General features: G+C 60.9%; 14 protein-coding genes and 2 pseudogenes. 11 read left to right on the top strand and 5 right to left on the bottom strand.

Annotated features, from left to right (window positions below):
* The first annotated feature begins 92 nt into the window (after window positions 1–92).
* From ABC977_RS08260 to ABC977_RS08215, 10 genes are all read left to right on the top strand, one after another.
* A complete protein-coding gene (locus ABC977_RS08260) occupies window positions 93–2903 on the top strand; it encodes a monovalent cation/H+ antiporter subunit A (RefSeq protein ID WP_369666775.1) in 2811 nt (936 codons plus the stop codon).
* Window positions 2903–3238: a Na+/H+ antiporter subunit C gene (locus tag ABC977_RS08255; RefSeq protein ID WP_369666774.1), complete on the top strand. Its 336-nt coding sequence runs from the start codon at window positions 2903–2905 to the stop codon at window positions 3236–3238. The genes ABC977_RS08260 and ABC977_RS08255 overlap by 1 nt, the downstream gene beginning before the upstream one ends.
* Window positions 3235–4758: a monovalent cation/H+ antiporter subunit D gene (locus ABC977_RS08250; protein WP_369666773.1), complete on the top strand. Its 1524-nt coding sequence runs from the start codon at window positions 3235–3237 to the stop codon at window positions 4756–4758. The genes ABC977_RS08255 and ABC977_RS08250 overlap by 4 nt, the downstream gene beginning before the upstream one ends.
* Window positions 4755–5243 carry a Na+/H+ antiporter subunit E gene (locus ABC977_RS08245; RefSeq protein WP_369666772.1) on the top strand — a complete coding sequence of 163 codons (489 nt, stop codon included), beginning with the start codon at window positions 4755–4757 and terminating at the stop codon, window positions 5241–5243. The genes ABC977_RS08250 and ABC977_RS08245 overlap by 4 nt, the downstream gene beginning before the upstream one ends.
* A complete protein-coding gene (locus ABC977_RS08240) occupies window positions 5240–5512 on the top strand; it encodes a K+/H+ antiporter subunit F (protein WP_439849178.1) in 273 nt (90 codons plus the stop codon). Before ABC977_RS08245 ends, ABC977_RS08240 begins: the two co-directional genes overlap by 4 nt.
* Window positions 5513–5522: 10 nt before the next feature.
* Window positions 5523–5849, top strand: a complete 327-nt coding sequence (locus ABC977_RS08235) for a Na+/H+ antiporter subunit G (RefSeq protein WP_369666771.1) — start codon at window positions 5523–5525, stop codon at window positions 5847–5849.
* Between the two features lie 112 nt (window positions 5850–5961).
* Window positions 5962–6198 (top strand): FitA-like ribbon-helix-helix domain-containing protein, encoded by a 237-nt coding sequence (locus ABC977_RS08230; RefSeq protein WP_369666770.1) that lies wholly within the window; start codon window positions 5962–5964, stop codon window positions 6196–6198.
* Window positions 6195–6614 carry a type II toxin-antitoxin system VapC family toxin gene (locus ABC977_RS08225; protein WP_369666769.1) on the top strand — a complete coding sequence of 140 codons (420 nt, stop codon included), beginning with the start codon at window positions 6195–6197 and terminating at the stop codon, window positions 6612–6614. Before ABC977_RS08230 ends, ABC977_RS08225 begins: the two co-directional genes overlap by 4 nt.
* A gap of 245 nt (window positions 6615–6859) precedes the next feature.
* Window positions 6860–7132: an antitoxin gene (locus ABC977_RS08220; RefSeq protein WP_369666768.1), complete on the top strand. Its 273-nt coding sequence runs from the start codon at window positions 6860–6862 to the stop codon at window positions 7130–7132.
* A gap of 70 nt (window positions 7133–7202) precedes the next feature.
* Entirely contained in the window at window positions 7203–7553 is a 351-nt protein-coding gene (locus tag ABC977_RS08215; protein ID WP_369666767.1) for a type II toxin-antitoxin system VapC family toxin, read from the top strand.
* 284 nt (window positions 7554–7837) lie between these two features.
* Here ABC977_RS08215 and ABC977_RS08210 read toward each other — a convergent pair whose 3' ends face one another.
* Both ABC977_RS08210 and ABC977_RS08205 read right to left on the bottom strand, forming a co-directional pair.
* Window positions 7838–8152 carry a HigA family addiction module antitoxin gene (locus ABC977_RS08210; protein ID WP_369666766.1) on the bottom strand — a complete coding sequence of 105 codons (315 nt, stop codon included), beginning with the start codon at window positions 8150–8152 and terminating at the stop codon, window positions 7838–7840.
* A gap of 14 nt (window positions 8153–8166) precedes the next feature.
* Entirely contained in the window at window positions 8167–8448 is a 282-nt protein-coding gene (locus tag ABC977_RS08205; protein WP_369666765.1) for a type II toxin-antitoxin system RelE/ParE family toxin, read from the bottom strand.
* A gap of 111 nt (window positions 8449–8559) precedes the next feature.
* Between ABC977_RS08205 and ABC977_RS08200 the strand changes: the two are divergent.
* Window positions 8560–9012 (top strand): annotated as a pseudogene (locus ABC977_RS08200) (transposase); the annotation flags it as partial.
* A gap of 597 nt (window positions 9013–9609) precedes the next feature.
* Here ABC977_RS08200 and ABC977_RS08195 read toward each other — a convergent pair.
* The 3 genes and pseudogenes from ABC977_RS08195 to ABC977_RS08185 all read right to left on the bottom strand — a co-directional run.
* Window positions 9610–9702, bottom strand: a pseudogene (locus ABC977_RS08195) (addiction module toxin RelE); the annotation flags it as partial.
* Window positions 9703–10439: 737 nt separating this feature from the next.
* Complete coding sequence (locus tag ABC977_RS08190) at window positions 10440–11675, bottom strand: hypothetical protein (protein WP_369666763.1); 1236 nt, start codon at window positions 11673–11675, stop codon at window positions 10440–10442.
* Window positions 11676–11749: 74 nt separating this feature from the next.
* Entirely contained in the window at window positions 11750–12520 is a 771-nt protein-coding gene (locus ABC977_RS08185) for a hypothetical protein (RefSeq protein ID WP_369666762.1), read from the bottom strand.
* Window positions 12521–12770 lie beyond the last annotated feature (250 nt).

Raw genomic sequence — 12770 nt, 5'->3', positions numbered from 1 at the left:
CGCTGAACCCCATCGCGGCTGCACTCAGCCTACCCCCAGCGGGGACCCCGCCAGCGGGGCGCCTGCTCAACCCTCAGCTTAGCGGTCACGCCATGCCCATCGGTTCGATCATTCTGCTGCCGTTGCTCGGCGCCCTGTTACCCCCACTGATGGTCCGCCACGGGCGGGCCGTCGTGGCCTGGTCCGCTGCCCTGGTCACGGCCCTGGCGCTGCTGGTTGGCCTTTGGCATGCGCCGGCGGTCTTCTCGGGAAGCGATGTGTCCTCGCATCGCGAGTGGATCCCGATGATCGGCTTGGCGCTGTCGCTGCGACTCGACGGCCTCGCCTTCCTGTTCGTGATGCTGATCACCGGCATCGGATTGTTGATCATCCTGTACGCTTACTACTATCTGCCGAAGGATGATCGGCTGGGACGCTTCTTCGGCCTCCTGATGCTCTTTCAGAGCGCGATGCTCGGCATCGTGCTGGCCGACAACCTGCTGCTGTTACTGCTGTTCTGGGAGCTGACGAGTCTCAGCTCCTTTTTGCTGATCGCGTACAAATCCAACACCCGTGTCGCCCGTCAGGGGGCGCGCATGGCGCTGGCCATCACTGCGGGCGGCGGTCTCGCGATGCTGGCCGGCTTCCTGCTGCTCGGGCATGTCGTCGGCAGCTTCGAACTCTCGGAGGTCCTGGCCGCCGGGGATCTGGTGCGGGCCGACCCGCTGTATCTGCCGATCCTGATCCTGATCCTGCTCGGGGCCTTCACCAAATCGGCCCAGTTCCCGTTCCATTTCTGGTTGCCGAATGCGATGGCCGCGCCGACACCGGTCTCGGCCTACCTGCACTCGGCGACCATGGTCAAGGCCGGGGTCTTCCTGCTTGCACGCTTCTTCCCGGTCCTGTCGGGCACCGAGACTTGGTCCTACATCGTCAGCGGGATCGGTCTGACGACCCTGGTCCTCGGCGCCTACATCGCGATCTTCAAACACGATATCAAAGGCCTGCTGGCCTACTCGACGATCAGTCATTTGGGGCTGATCACCTTCCTGTTCGGCCTGGGGACGCCGCTGGGCGCGGTCGCGGGCCTGTTTCACCTGGTCAATCACGCGGTCTTCAAGGCTTCGTTGTTCATGGCGGCCGGCATCATCGACCACGAGACCGGCACCCGTGACATGCGCCAGATCAATGGCCTGTGGTCATTCATGCCCTACACGGCGACGCTCGCGATGGTCGCGGCGGCGGCGATGGCCGGCGTGCCCCTGCTGAACGGTTTTCTCAGCAAGGAGATGTTCTTCGCCGAAACCATCTACCACAGCTGGGTCGGACCGCTCGAATGGCTGGTCCCGGCCGTGGCCACGTTGGCCGGTGTCTTCGCCGTCGCTTACTCGGTGCGCTTCATACACGATGTCTTCTTCAACGGGAAACCGGTCGACCTGCCGCGCACGCCCCACGAGCCGCCCCGTTGGATGAAGATCCCTGTCGAGGTCTTCGTCGCACTCTGTCTGCTGGTCGGTATCTTCCCCGAGCAAACAGTACGGCCGCTCCTCGACATCAGTGTCGCCAGCCTGCTCGGCACGACGCCGGAATACCATATCGCGATCTGGCACGGGTTCTCGATGCCGCTCTACATGAGCATGATCGCCACCGTCGGCGGCATCCTGCTCTACACCCAGCGCCAACGCCTGTTCGCGGCCCATGATCGCTGGTTTCCGCGCACCAGTGGCGAAGCGGCGTTCCAATACTCGGTCAAGCGCATCCGTGATCTCGCCAATCGGCTGATCGCGAAGATCGACAACGAGTCGCTTCAGCGTTATGTCGCGTGGCTCCTCGGCGCCGCGATCCTCGTGACCGCCGCGCCGTTAGTCTCCGGCTGGCAGATCTTCGGCGGTGTCGCACTCTCGCCGCTCGACGGTGTCAGTCTGGCCGCGGCCTTCATCCTGGTCGTCGCGGCGCTGGGCACCGTGATCGCGCGTCGTCAACGCCTGTTCGCGCTGATCATGACCAGCCTCGTCGGCCTGATCGTAACCCTGACCTTCGTGCACTTCTCGGCCCCGGATCTTGCGCTGACACAATTGTCGGTGGAATTGATCACGACGGTCCTGATGCTGTTGGCCCTATTCTTCCTCCCTGGGGGTCCACGTCAGGAGGTCTCACGCTGGCGCCATTGGCGCGATCTCGGCTTGGCCGGTATCGCTGGCATCGGCACGGCCATGCTCGCGTTCGCGGTCATGACCCGCCCCTCGATCTCGATCTCCGATTACTTCCTCGCCACGTCCAAGCCCCTCGGCGGCGGGCAGAATGTCGTCAACGTGATCCTGGTCGATTTTCGCAGCATCGACACGCTCGGCGAGATCACGGTGCTGGCGATCGCCGCGGCGGGTATCTTCGCGCTCTTGTGGGGATTGCGGCTCGCGGTCCCGACCCACGATCTCGAAGGTCGGCGCTGGGCGCAGGACGTCCACCCTCTGATCATGTCGATGATCGCCCGGCCGCTGTTGCCGCTCGCCTTGCTGGTGGCGGTCTTCATCCTGCTGCGTGGGCACAATCTGCCCGGCGGCGGGTTCATCGCCGGACTGGTCGCCGCGATCGGTTTGATCCTGCAACAGATCGCGAGCGGCATCGAATGGACCCAAAAACGACTCAGGATCAGCTACCTGGCAATGATCGGCGTCGGCCTGTTGATCGCGGTCGCGACGGGTATCGGGGCCTTCGTGCTCGGCTATCCGTTCCTGACCTCGGCCACCTTGCACCCCGAGGTCGCGGTCATCGGCGAGATCGAATTGGCCAGCGCCGTGGCCTTCGATGTCGGCGTCTTCTTGGTCGTCCTGGGCACCATGATGCTGATCCTCGAAAACCTCGGTCGACTGAGCGGGGCCAGCCCCCCCTCGTCATCCGTTGAATCCGTTTCGGAGAAGACCTGATGGAACTGCTTCTCGCGTCGATAATCGGCCTGCTGGTCGCGTGCGGGCTCTATTTGATCCTGCGCTCGCGGACCTTCTCGGTCGTGCTCGGCCTGGTGCTGCTCGGTTACGCAACCAATCTGTTCTTGTTCGCGTCCGGTCGCTTGGCCACCAACCAGCCGGCGTTGATCGGTGAGGGCCCTCCCTTTGCCGATCCCCTGCCCCAGGCCCTGGTGCTGACCGCGATCGTGATCGGTTTTGCGATGATTGCCTTCGTCGTCGTGCTGGCCCTGCGCGCGCGTGGCGAACTCGGCAGCGAACACGTCGACGGGCTTGACCGCGAGGCCGACCAGTGAATCATTGGATCATCCTGCCCCTCCTCCTCCCGTTGATCACGGGCGCGCTGCTGCTGGTCAGCGCGCGCGGTCCGCTGCGGTTCCAACGGGCACTGAGCCTGTTGGGCACCGGGGCCTTGCTGCTGGTCGCGGTCTATCTGTTCGCACTTGCCAACGACGACGCCATCGGCGTCTATCTGGTCAGCGACTGGCCGGGGCCGTTCGGCATCGTCATGGTGCTCGACCGCTTGTCGGCGCTGCTGCTGCTCCTGACCGCGGTGCTAGCCCTCGGTGCCCTGCTCTACGCGTTCCAAGGGACGGACCGTCAGGGGCCGGTCTTCCATGCCCTGTTCCAGTTTCAACTGCTGGGCATCAACGGCGCCTTCCTGACCGGGGACCTGTTCAATCTCTTCGTCTTCTTCGAGATCCTGCTGATCGCCTCGTATGGGCTCCTGCTCCACGGCGGCGGCAAACTGAAGACCCGGGCCGGACTCCATTACGTGGTCTTGAACCTCACCGGCTCATCGCTGTTCCTGATCGCGATCGGCATCCTCTATGGTGTCACCGGCACGCTGAACATGGCCGATCTCGGGCGGGTCGCGGCGACGCTGTCTCCCGAGGATGTCCCGCTGGCCGCCGCTGGCGCGATGCTGTTGCTCGTGGTCTTCGCGCTCAAAGCGGCGATTCTGCCGCTGCATTTCTGGCTGCCGCACGCCTACGGCGAGACCACGGCGCCGGTTGCCGCGTTGTTCGCGATCATGACCAAGGTCGGCGTCTACGCGATCATTCGCATGTTCACGCTCTTCTCGCACGACGGCGGTCCTTTGACCGGCCTAGTCGAACCCTGGCTGCTCGCCGCGGCCCTGCTGACACTTGCGGCCGGCACCTTCGGCGCGATGGCGAGCCTGGATTTGCGGCGCAAGATCGCCTATCTGGTCATGGTCTCGATCGGGACCCTGCTGCTCGCGGTGAGCCTTGGTACACAAGCCGGCCTGACGGGCTCCTTCTTCTACCTGGTCCATTCGACGCTGGTCACTGGTGCCTTCTTCCTGATCGCCGACCTGATCGCTAAGGGACGGCAGCAGGGCGCCATGATCACCGAAGGGGTTCGCCCCGCCGGCAGCGCACCGCTCGGGGTCCTCTACCTGCTGGCGGCGATCGCCGCGGTCGGCCTGCCGCCGCTTAGCGGCCTGGTCGGCAAGGTCTTGATCCTGATGGCGGCCCAGCAGACGCCATGGTTGGGCCTGATCTGGACCGCACTGTTGGTTTCGGGGCTCTTGATCCTGGTCAGCCTGGCCCGGGCCGGCAGCTATCTGTTCTGGCGGGGCCCGGTATCGACGAGCGACCATGCACCGAGTTGGCCCCTGCTGACGCCAGCGATCTTGTTGCTATCGACCAGTCCGCTCCTGGTCCTGTTCGGTGGCCCGATGACCGAGTTCGCTGCGGCAACGGCAGCGCAGATGCTCGACACCAGTGCCTATATCGAGGCCGTGCTCGGCCAAACGCCCATCTCCCCGAGAATCCCGCTGGAGGCGCCATGATCCGCCGCTGGTTGCCCCATCCGCTGCTGACCTTGACGCTGATCCTGACCTGGCTCTTCCTGGTCAACGACATCAGCGTCGCGCACCTGCTGCTCGGCACCCTGTTCGGGGTCTTGATTCCGCTGTTCACGGCGCCCTTCTGGCCGGAACGTCCGCGACTCCTGCGGCCGCTGGTGCTGGTGCGATTTCTCGTCGTCGTCCTCGGCGATATCGTGATCGCGAACCTACAGGTCGCACGGTTGGTCCTGGGGCCGACCGAACGCCTCCGGCCGGCCTTCATCGAGCTTCCATTGGACCTGACAGACCCCTTCGCGATCACGATCCTGGCCAGCACCGTGTCGCTGACGCCGGGTACCGTGTCGGCCGATGTCAGCCCAGACCGTCGGTTCCTGCTGATCCACTCGCTCGACACCGAGGATCCGGAGGCATTGATCGCCCGGATCAAGGCCCGCTACGAGGCCCCCTTGAAGGAGATGATCGGATGATCCTGCAAGCCGCGATCTATATCGCCTTCGTGATGATGAGTCTGGCGCTCCTGTTGAGCCTATGGCGGCTGATCCAGGGGCCCGCCGCCCCTGATCGAATACTGGCCCTGGATACCCTCTATATCAACACGATCGCCTTGCTGGTCCTGCTCGGGATCCATTTCGACAGCACCGTCTATTTCGAATCGGCACTGGTGCTCGCGATGATCGGCTTCATCGGCACGGCGGCCTTTTGCAAGTACATCCTGCGCGGCGACGTCATCGAATAGGGAGACCAAGATGTTCATTGAAATCCTGATTTCCTTCTTCTTGCTCGTCGGTGCCGGCTTTGCGCTGATCGGCTCGATCGGGCTCGCCCGGCTGCCCGATTTCTTCACCCGCTTGCATGGCCCGACCAAGGCCACGACGCTCGGCATCGGCGGCATGCTCACCGCGTCCCTGATCTACTTCAGTTATTACGCCGAAGGCCTGAGCCTGCATGAGCTCCTGGTCGCGCTGTTCCTGTTCATGACCGCCCCGGTCAGCGCCCATCTGATCGCGAAGGCCGCGATCCACCGCAAGGAACCCTCCCGGACCAAGGTCCCCGCCCGTTTCGAGCCGCAGTGACACCGCCGATGTTGACCGGGCCGTGCTGGTAAGTGGCGCGGATGTCTTGCGCTCTTGCGGGGCATGCTAGCATTCGCTAGCATGCTGTCATTGCATCCAGCAGGAAGACAGCGTGGCCAATCTCAGTATTCGCAATCTGGACGATGAGATCGTTGCGACGCTACGGCGGCGCGCGGTGAGACATGGGGTGTCCATGGAAGAGGAGGTTCGACGCATCCTGAAACGCGAGGCGGCGGCGCCAGAGCGTCTCGGGGACCTCGCTGTGCGCCTGTTCGCTCCGGCCTACGGTGAGCCGCCGTTGGAGTTGCCCGATCGGGAAATCCACGCGCCAATGGACTTCGAGGGATGATCGTCCTCGACACCAACCTGGTGTCCGAGTTCATGACCTCTCCGCCTGCCCCAGCGGTTCGCGCGTGGCTCAACAGTCAAGCAACCGGCGCTCTACACCTGACCACCATTTCCATCGCCGAGATCGAGTTCGGCCTCATGGCCTTACCGGAGGGGAATCGACGCCGCCTCCTCGCCTCACGCTTCGAGCAGTTTGTCGAACTGGCCTTCGGTGAACGCATTCTTGTCTTCGATGAACCCGCGGCGCACCTCTACGGCCGGATTCGGGCGGAACGGCGCGCACGCGGGCGGCCGATCAGCAATTTCGACGCCCAGATCGCTGCGATCACCCGGGCGAACTCGTTTCGGTTGGCGACGCGCAACGTCAAGGACTTCGACGACTGCGGAGTGGAACTGATCAACCCGTTCGACGATTGAGGGGAGAGCGGCCAAGGGCTGAGGGTCGCGATTGCGGACCTCCATCTCCGGAATTGTACCGACGTGCCGAGCCTTGCCAAGTCCTTCCTGGTCTATGGCGATTTCGTCGTCTATCCCCTCCGTTCTGACGCGTTCCGCCTTACGCTGGCGAGGTAAGCCCCAGTTGCCTTGCGACACGCCCGAGCCTATCGCTGACGCGGTCGAACCGATTGCTCGGCTATGGCTCGCCCCGGGAGACACCACCCATGATTGCAACCGCCAAGATCCGCTCCACAGAGCACCGACAGACAGTGCAGCTTCCCCCGGGGTTCGAGCTCGCCGCGGACGAGGTATGGGTCCGCAAGGATGAGGCAACCGGCGAGATCATCCTGACCCCCAAGGCCCCTGGCCCCGATTCCGACGGGCTACAATCGCTGTTCACGCTGCTGGACGAGGCGCCCCTGCCCGCAGATTTTCTGTCGGAACGGTCGAATCCGGTTGAGGTGCTCCGCAACCCGCTGGAAGACTGGTCGGCATGATCCGTTACCTCATCGATACTGACATCTCGAGCTATTTCCTGAAAAGCGCTATCCGTCGCTTGATCGGCGGATGCGAGCGGCCTTGATGGCAAACGCGGTCGCGATCTCCGCCATCACCCGCGCCGAGCTGCGCTTCGGACAAGCCTTGCTGCCGAGCGATGCCGCCAAGCGACACGCACTGATCGATGCCTTCATCGCGGAGGCTCCAGTCCTCGACTGGGGCAGTCGGGCCGCCGACCGTTACGGTGCGGTCGCTGCCGATCTGCGCCGCAGGGGTGTGCCGATCGGCTGCATGGACACCAAGATCGCGGCCCATGCTTTGGCGGAAGGGCTGATTCTCGTCACCAATAACGCCGACGATTTCGGGCGGGTTCCCGGACTTGCCTTGGAGAATTGGATCGAGGCGGCGGCAGGGGTATGACTGGCTACGAGCAGAAATTGAGCCGGGCCCCTTTTCCCCGCTAGGTGACTATGCGTGATTGCAAGACCTGACCCCCTTCTTCCTTCTTCTTTCAGGATATACGCGAGTCAAGGTCGGCGTCTCCCTTGGGTGTTCTTTTCAGCCGCTCCACGTCTCTCCTTGTGAAAGGTAAGAATTGTGAGACTAGATGGGTACGTTCTCAGTTCTTCGCCATAATCCTGGAGCTCCGCTAACAAACGGTTCAGATCGTCGCTCGCTTCGCTCGGACGATCTAACCTTATTCGTTAGGCAGCATCAAGCGGTTGTATTCGGGCGACATCCTCCTTTATCGCCTGCGAAGCATCCCAAAGATCTACAGCCCTCTGGGCATTCATCCAGAACTCCGGGGAATTGCCAAACAGGCGTGCTAACCGGAGCGCCATTTCCGGGCTCACCGCGCGTCGCTCTCGAAGCAGTTCATTAACCGATTGACGGGAAACGCCGAGGGCGTCCGCCAATCCTGTGACTGTCAGATCGTAATCTACGAGAAAATCCTCACGGAGCATCTCGCCAGGATGGGTCGGGCGGCGCTTCATCCCGCTCGTATTAGCCATGCTCATAGCCTCGTACCACTCTAGTGATAATCGCAAACCTCGACGTCGTAGGCGTTCCCGTCCTCGAACCGAAAACAGATTCGCCATTGAGCGTTAATCGAAATCGAGTGCTGTCCCTTCCGATCGCCCTCGAGTGCATGTAGCCGATTGCCCGGTGGGACCCTCAGGTCATCCACCCGCGCTGCCAGATCAACATACTCCAATTTCCGCGACGCACGCTTCGCGATATCCGCGGGAAACCGTGCCGACTTCCCAGTGGCATATAGCTGTTGGGTATGCCGGTCTGCGAACGTCTTGATCATAAGCGAAAGTGTAATGCGTCACGTGACGCGCGTCAATTGAGGTTGCTGCATAACGCTTCGGTTCAGCGGCGGCGCGCAGCGCCGTCCGCTGTAACCGATTGTTCGAGCTACCCGAAAGACTGGGTGGTCAACTGTAAGGCCGTCGGCACGGGCGAGAAGGCTTTGGTCTACCTCGGGCGTTATCTCTACCGCGGGGTCATCCGGGAGAAGGACATCGTCTCGTGCGAGAACGGCCAGGTGACCTTCCGCTACCGTCACGCCAAGGACAAACGCTGGGCCTACCGCACCCTGCCGGGCGCCGAATTCCTCGCCCTGGTCCTGCAGCATGTCTTGCCGAAAGGCTTCCGCCGCACGCGCAACTTCGGCTTCCTGCATCCCAACAGCCAGCGCGCCATCCGCCTGCTGCAATGGCTCTTCGGCCTCGATCCCAAGCGCCTGCCCATCAGCCGGCCTCGTCCCGGGCTGCTCTGCCCCACCTGCGGCACGCCGATGATCATCGTGCAAACCCGCCTCCCACCACGGGCCGGGCCGCCACCAACGGCTACGGAGGCCCTCGCGATGTAACGCGCACCGACCAAGCCGCCTCCCTGCACTTCGGCTGCCGTATGCCGAGGCCCACGCTCGCGCACAATTCGGGTATCAGGACCACTGGCGAGCGCCTCATGACCCAAAAAGCGACCGCCGCAGCTGTCTGACTCCAGGACCCTCGGGGCTCGATACACGCCAGTGAGTACGGCCAGCTTGCTTGATGGGTTTGTCTTCTTAAACGGTCATTGTTCATGAGGGAGAGGGGTGGGTCTCCCTCGGGGTGCTTGAACAACGGCACCCGTTGGGAGAGTCTCTTGTTTGCGAAGACAGGAGACTGCCTCGGTGTGCCACGCTCTGCTGGAAATCCCCACCTTTTTCGCCTTGTTGCGGCACATCGACGCGGAGCTCGCCGAGGCCGCCCGTGCGGGCGGTTGCCCCGCCTGCGGTGGGGTGCTGCATCAGGCCGACTACCCGCGTAAGCCGCGCGGCGGTCCGCGCTCCTGCCGCGCGGCGTTCGCGCGGCGTCACAGTTTTTGCTGTGCGCAGTGTCGGCGACGCCTGACGCCGCGCTCGGTGCGGTTCCTGGGGGCGAATCATCCGATCTTCGAGAGTAAGTCAAAAGGGAAGACCCGACTCCTCCCCTCGATAGATGGCCTCACGCCGATCGCCGCGCGAGGTAACGTGGTAGAGCCCGCCGGCTAGCTCGATACGAAGGGGTCTGGCCATGGCCAAAGTAAGTGTCGTCGGGCGGTGCTGGATTGCAAGACCTGACCCCCCATTTTGAACGGCCTCATCGCCATCAAGACGGTCGCCCACAAGCTGGCCCGGGCGTGCTTCTACATCTTGAGGGATCAGGTGAGATTCGATGTCACTAAGGCCTTTGCCTGAATCGGGCGGCGGCGCCGAGCTCGCGATGGGGTTGGCGGACAACCACCAGAACTGATTCGGCCGGCGTCGTCTCCCATCATCCAACCGGACGTCAGAGCAGGTTGAGACGGATGCGCCTCGGTCATGAGCCAGAATGGGGTTGGACCTCCGAGCCGGAGGAGCCAATGATCTGTGAACACGGGCGGCTCAATAGCCGCCCGCGTGTGACGGACCAACGGCGTCCATCACACGCGGGCGGCGCCATTGAAGAGCCACGCCCGCGGCACGTGGACATGGCCGGGAACCGACGCATTTCTGGGGCTCCAGCGAGCCAGGGGCCGGCCCTCGACCTCTCAGGAGGCGAGACCAGGGCCTTGATCCAGAAGGGTGACTGGTGCGGATCTGTGAGGCTCCGTCACCGCCGGAATGAAAGCTGAAGGCGCGCGCAGGGTCGAAGACCGTCGCTCGACGCCAATTTCAACAACGTGGCCTCGGCCATGAACAGAGAAGTGCGTTTTGTTGATCGGGGGCAGCTAAATGGTGACCCCGTGACCTACCGCTATGCTGTCAAGCGCTCGGTGGGCCTGCCGGGCGGGCTAGCCGGCGAGGGGGGGCGAGTAGTTACCAATGATCTTAATAGGGCCTTCGCTCGTGAAGACGTATCCGCCGTCTCCTGCGATCTCCAATAAGCGGAAACCGCTCCCACATGAACTACAGAAAAGATCGCTCGGATTGTGAGGATGCTCCCAATCGCGCGTTCGTCCACATCGACAGGTTAATGGAATCGACTCTTCTGATCCGATCAGACCATACTTGATAAAAAAATAGTATTCAGAATTCCTTGATGCCAACGCTGCCTTCTGTGCGTTGCCGATAGCTTCGAGCGACTGCCGTAAAGGGTCTGCTGCATCTGGCACCAAAATATCATCGAATGCTCTCACGAGGCAGGGCAAATACAGATCGGCGAGCAACTGGATAACAACAGCAAGCATCTCATACTTAAGCTCGCTGAAGTTCTCAGTACTAGGGAAATACGGGCCTTGAACGTCTCCTAAAATAACCTCGCTCTCCAGACCGGAAGTGAAGAATGTTGATACGTAACCAATATGTGTGAATTCCGAAGAGAACTTAAAAAGGTCCTTAAGCGTGCCGGCTAGATCGAGATTGCCGACTGGCCGCACTATCCCCAGGATAAAATCGACCTTGTTGGCGAAGGTCGGTTGTTCGCATCTTGTGATTGTCGAGTTCTTCCATTGTGCGAATGGGAGCTGGCGGAACTCGTTCAGCGTGTCTTCCACCTCTTGGTTGAAAAGTGTTTGGCGAAGTGATCGCGTTGCGAATCTGTCAAAGCTGTTGAGTGAAACGAGAACATGGTAGTTCAGTTCCCGAGCATCAAGCTTCAGCATTTGGTAACCGTCAGATACAAGACTATCGACAACTTGACGCACCGTGGTCGCCAACTCGTTGTAGTCATCGAAATCTCTTCGCAGTTTGCCCACCGTCTCAATCGTCACGCCATTTCGGTCGTCAGGGGCAGTTCGATAAACGAACTTTCGGAGAATAGAAAGGCTGTTCCGTATGATCGTGGGAATGATCGCCGTAAATGGTGCTTTCACTGCCCCTTTTTGGAATTGCACGGCGAGGCGGGTGTCACTTGATAGTTCGGTAGTGACGGTCTCCAAGACTTCAGCGAGATCTGAAAGCGACTTATCGAGACTCTTGTTAAGGTGGTCTATGTTGTTGCATAGAACCTCGTAATTGCTGAGAGCAGCGGAGCTCTTGCGTTCCGACAAGTTCTTACTGATAGCCTCGATTATATCGTTTGCGTCCATTCTGTTTCTTGAGCTAACGCCAAGCTCAGCCGAGGAAGGCCGCGTCGCGGCCTGACTTCGGCTGGAGCGACGTGTTATGCATCCCAGACAAGAGCATCAATGTCCGAATGTCTACCAACAGACTGTTCAATCCGCCCTCTAAGCTTCTGGGGAAGCAGCTCCTTCCTTTCATCACTGTACGCTCCAAGATGCTTGGCCGCAGAGGCAAGCAACCAGTCCGTGAACTCCTTTGCCTCCATTCTCAGAAGGTCGCGAATCACGGACCCGAGATGGTTTTTCGTTGGATCGATGACCTCACCGGACTTTGCGAAAAAACCAAGGACCTTAAACTTCGCCGCATCACTTACGGTCACGTACCCCTGATTGTGTGAAAGTGTGTGTCGGATCTGAAACACACACTGTAGCGCCCGTACTCGCTTCCGGAGAGGTGACTTAAGGCCATTTGGCTTATATCTTTTGTGTCCGACTAGCATATTCGCAATATTGTCGACTTGTTCTAGGTCATGGTAGAGCTGGTGCTCGAATATTAGCGCAACAAGAGACCTCTGCCGCTCGGACGCCCAAATGGTTTTCGCATCAACACTACCCTTAATCTTTTCGGGTGGAATATAACGTCTCATCGGCCCGGCAAGCGCTATAAAGCTACGCTTATAAAACACCTCGAACGCATTAATCGCCTCTAGCAGGAGTTGTTGCTCTGAATACCACCGGTACTTTTTGTATACGGCGTCTTTTGGCCCCTTCTCTCCGGCCTTTCGCTTTGCCTCCAACAGTTGCTTGTGGCGTGACTCTATCCACGACAGGAAATTTTTCTGATGCTTCAAAAGGTCATTAAACTCCTGCAATGGAGGCAATCCGGAAGAATTCGCTAGGTGCTTAATCTCATTGCTAGATGTAGTACCAATAGAATCACGATCTTGGAATTGCTCTATGTTTCTTGCGCCAACCGGCCTAGCCACTATCCCTTCCCCTCATTTGCATAACGATTAAGCGTTTATCTGGTGTGCGCGCGACGTCGAGGCTGCCTTCTGTCGGGATCTCCCGCGCGCAGACCAGATAAACGGTTGTTGGACTAATCCGCTCCCGGCACGGCGG

The organism is Thioalkalicoccus limnaeus (assembly GCF_041197575.1).
GTDB lineage: Bacteria > Pseudomonadota > Gammaproteobacteria > Chromatiales > Chromatiaceae > Thioalkalicoccus > Thioalkalicoccus limnaeus.
This window is presented reverse-complemented; position numbering and strand designations above follow the sequence as displayed.

What these genes read in the sequence shown, in the direction of transcription:
- ABC977_RS08210 (WP_369666766.1), bottom strand. Translation starts at nt 8,152, where the DNA reads ATGAGCATGGCTAATACGAGCGGGATGAAGCGCCGCCCGACCCATCCT.
- ABC977_RS08205 (WP_369666765.1), bottom strand. Translation starts at nt 8,448, where the DNA reads ATGATCAAGACGTTCGCAGACCGGCATACCCAACAGCTATATGCCACT.
- ABC977_RS08215 (WP_369666767.1), top strand. Translation starts at nt 7,203, where the DNA reads ATGCGAGCGGCCTTGATGGCAAACGCGGTCGCGATCTCCGCCATCACC.
- ABC977_RS08240 (WP_439849178.1), top strand. Translation starts at nt 5,240, where the DNA reads ATGATCCTGCAAGCCGCGATCTATATCGCCTTCGTGATGATGAGTCTG.
- ABC977_RS08255 (WP_369666774.1), top strand. Translation starts at nt 2,903, where the DNA reads ATGGAACTGCTTCTCGCGTCGATAATCGGCCTGCTGGTCGCGTGCGGG.
- ABC977_RS08190 (WP_369666763.1), bottom strand. Translation starts at nt 11,675, where the DNA reads ATGGACGCAAACGATATAATCGAGGCTATCAGTAAGAACTTGTCGGAA.
- ABC977_RS08225 (WP_369666769.1), top strand. Translation starts at nt 6,195, where the DNA reads ATGATCGTCCTCGACACCAACCTGGTGTCCGAGTTCATGACCTCTCCG.
- ABC977_RS08235 (WP_369666771.1), top strand. Translation starts at nt 5,523, where the DNA reads ATGTTCATTGAAATCCTGATTTCCTTCTTCTTGCTCGTCGGTGCCGGC.
- ABC977_RS08245 (WP_369666772.1), top strand. Translation starts at nt 4,755, where the DNA reads ATGATCCGCCGCTGGTTGCCCCATCCGCTGCTGACCTTGACGCTGATC.
- ABC977_RS08260 (WP_369666775.1), top strand. Translation starts at nt 93, where the DNA reads ATGCCCATCGGTTCGATCATTCTGCTGCCGTTGCTCGGCGCCCTGTTA.
- ABC977_RS08220 (WP_369666768.1), top strand. Translation starts at nt 6,860, where the DNA reads ATGATTGCAACCGCCAAGATCCGCTCCACAGAGCACCGACAGACAGTG.